This window comes from Trueperaceae bacterium (assembly GCA_036381035.1).
Classification (GTDB): domain Bacteria; phylum Deinococcota; class Deinococci; order Deinococcales; family Trueperaceae; genus DASRWD01.
The window spans coordinates 1-2,049 of record DASVDQ010000147.1; the positions used below are offsets into that span (position 1 = coordinate 1).

4 protein-coding genes are annotated in these 2,049 nt (G+C 68.2%); 3 read left to right on the forward strand and 1 reads right to left on the reverse strand.

All coding sequences use genetic code 11. The features are described 5' to 3' along the window. A partial coding sequence (locus VF202_15080; GenBank protein HEX7041439.1) for a metal-sensitive transcriptional regulator occupies nt 1-223 on the forward strand: 223 nt, incomplete at its 5' end. Nucleotides 224-397: 174 nt separating this feature from the next. Here the strand turns inward: VF202_15080 and VF202_15085 are convergent. Further along, complete coding sequence (locus tag VF202_15085; GenBank protein HEX7041440.1) at nt 398-802, reverse strand: hypothetical protein; 405 nt, start codon at nt 800-802, stop codon at nt 398-400. A gap of 134 nt (nt 803-936) precedes the next feature. Between VF202_15085 and VF202_15090 the strand changes: the two genes are divergently transcribed. Together VF202_15090 and VF202_15095 are read left to right on the forward strand one after the other, a co-directional pair. Continuing rightward, nucleotides 937-1,638, forward strand: coding sequence for a hypothetical protein (locus VF202_15090; protein HEX7041441.1), 702 nt, complete (start codon nt 937-939; stop codon nt 1,636-1,638). Between the two features lie 168 nt (nt 1,639-1,806). Next, the coding region (locus VF202_15095; protein HEX7041442.1) for a fumarylacetoacetate hydrolase family protein at nt 1,807-2,049 on the forward strand (243 nt) is incomplete at its 3' end.

The following is a 2,049-nucleotide window of genomic DNA, read 5'->3' on the forward strand; positions in this document are numbered from 1 at the left end:
CCGCGCGCAGGGCCAGCTCGCCGCCGTGATCAAGGCCGTCGAGGAGGGCCGCCCCTGCCCCGAGGTCGCGACGCAGCTCGCCGCGACGTCGAAGGCGCTCGACCGCGCCGGCGTGGCGCTGGTCAGCTCCGCCATGCAGGATTGCCTGGCCGGGCCCGAGGCCTCGTCCGCGGACGCGATCACGCCGAGCGACTTCGAGCGGCTGCTGATGATGTTCGCGTGAGTTGCCCTGTGGGCGCTGCCGACGTTCCGTCGCCCCTGCCGACTCGGCGGGTGAAGCGCTGATCCAGGTCGAGCTTCGGTCCCGTCCCTGAACCGAGACCTAGCGTCGAGGCCGGTCTTCCTCGCTACCGGCTGCTTTGCTCACCGCTGGGTTCGAAGGTGAGGCTCTCCGGGCCTATGGTCGCGACCTGGCCGGGGCACACGGGGCGAGCCACGCCAGGGTCATGAGTGAGAGCTTGAGGACACGTCGCATGGCCGGCCGGCTCGGCACGGAGCTCCCTTCGGCGTCCAGGCGCGTGCTCGAGCGGCGGTTCACCGCGTTCAGGGGGCAGCCGAGCTCGACCTGACCGTGGTGGAGGCGGTTGCCGAGGTCGAGCCAGTAGCAGACGCGCGAGCGCGGGTGGGTGACGGCCTCGTGGACGGAGGCGCGCGCCTCGCGCGAGTCCACGCACGAGATGACGGCCTTGGGCCGCGCCTCCATCACGTCGACGGAGGTGAGGTGTCGCGGCATGGCCGCCCACGCGATGCCGGTGCCGAGGTGCATGCGCTCCACGAGTACCTCGGCCTCGTTCCGGCCCACGTCGCGCCAGGTGGATTCGTAGATGCGCCGGTGCAGGTGGTGCTCGTGCTCGCGGTCTCTTTGCTCGATGGGGTTGGCGGACGGTGCACCGTCAAGCTATGGTGAGCGCACTTCACTTTGAACCTAGGGGAACTATGAGCAGCGCGACGTTCTTCGACGGGCCCACGGGCAGGTTCTCGCTGGGTGAAGCCATCTCGACCTCGCGGGCGTTGATCAAGGGGACCAAGCGGCACGTGTTCGGCCTGATGGTGCTCAGCTTCGTAGTGACGTACGCCCTGGACTGGGCGTTCGGGCCGACCGTCTCCTACGTCGGCATCCGTCAACATGCCACCTACTCGTCGGAAGCGCACCGTTGGTTCTACTTGGCGCTCGGTGGGGCGCTCAACGCCGTCGGGGCTCTCGTATCGACGAACATCGGTTTGCTCCGCGCCGCGGGCGAGGAGGCGACGCTGAGCCGAGCCTTCCGCAGGCTGGACCGCCTGCCGTGGATCATGGTCGCGATGGTGCCGTTCAGCATGCTCATGCAGGACCTACTCGAGACCAGTTCCTGGCTGACGTTGACGGTGGTGATGCTGGCGGCCAGCCCGGCGGTGTTCTTCGGCAACTTCGTCCTCGACCGCAACCTGAACGCGTTCCAGGCGATAGCGAGGTCCTACACTTTCACCTTCGCCAACTTCGGCCAGCTCTTCCTCTACTTCTTGCTGGCCCTAGGTTTGTGCGCGCTCATACCCCTATCTCTCGGGATCGGCGCCATCTGGATCGTCCCGTTCCTGCTCATCGCCAACGCGGTCATCTACGCGATGGGCCAGGGGCTGCAGGACGACTACCGTCCATGAAGCGGCTTCGGCCCCGCCGGTAGCTTCCGTCTGTAGCACCTAGGGCGTCGCGGAGCGTCTTCCCTGCCCCCGCGAGGTGCTCGGGGGGAAGCGCCCGAGCGCCTGCATGTGCTCCCAGAACTGTCCGTAGCTCTGCTCCCAACCCCGCGACGGGCTACCGACACCCACGTGTGTGAAGGAGCTGCGGAAGGACCCCCTCGACGCAACCACCCTGGTCGCGAGCGCGAGCGTGTTCCCGGGCAGGAACGACGCGCCGCCAAAGCGGTTGACCTCCAGCTCGAGGGCACCGGCCAGTGGCTGAAGGGCAAGAGCCTCGACACCTTCGCCCCGCTCGGTCCGTGGCTCGTGACCGCCGACGAGGTCCCCGACCCGCAGGACCTGCGCCTGTGGCTCAGCGTCAACGGCGAGACC

Bases quoted from the DNA above. Each gene is read 5' to 3' on its own strand.
- VF202_15090 (HEX7041441.1), top strand. From the start codon at position 937: ATGAGCAGCGCGACGTTCTTCGACGGGCCCACGGGCAGGTTCTCGCTG.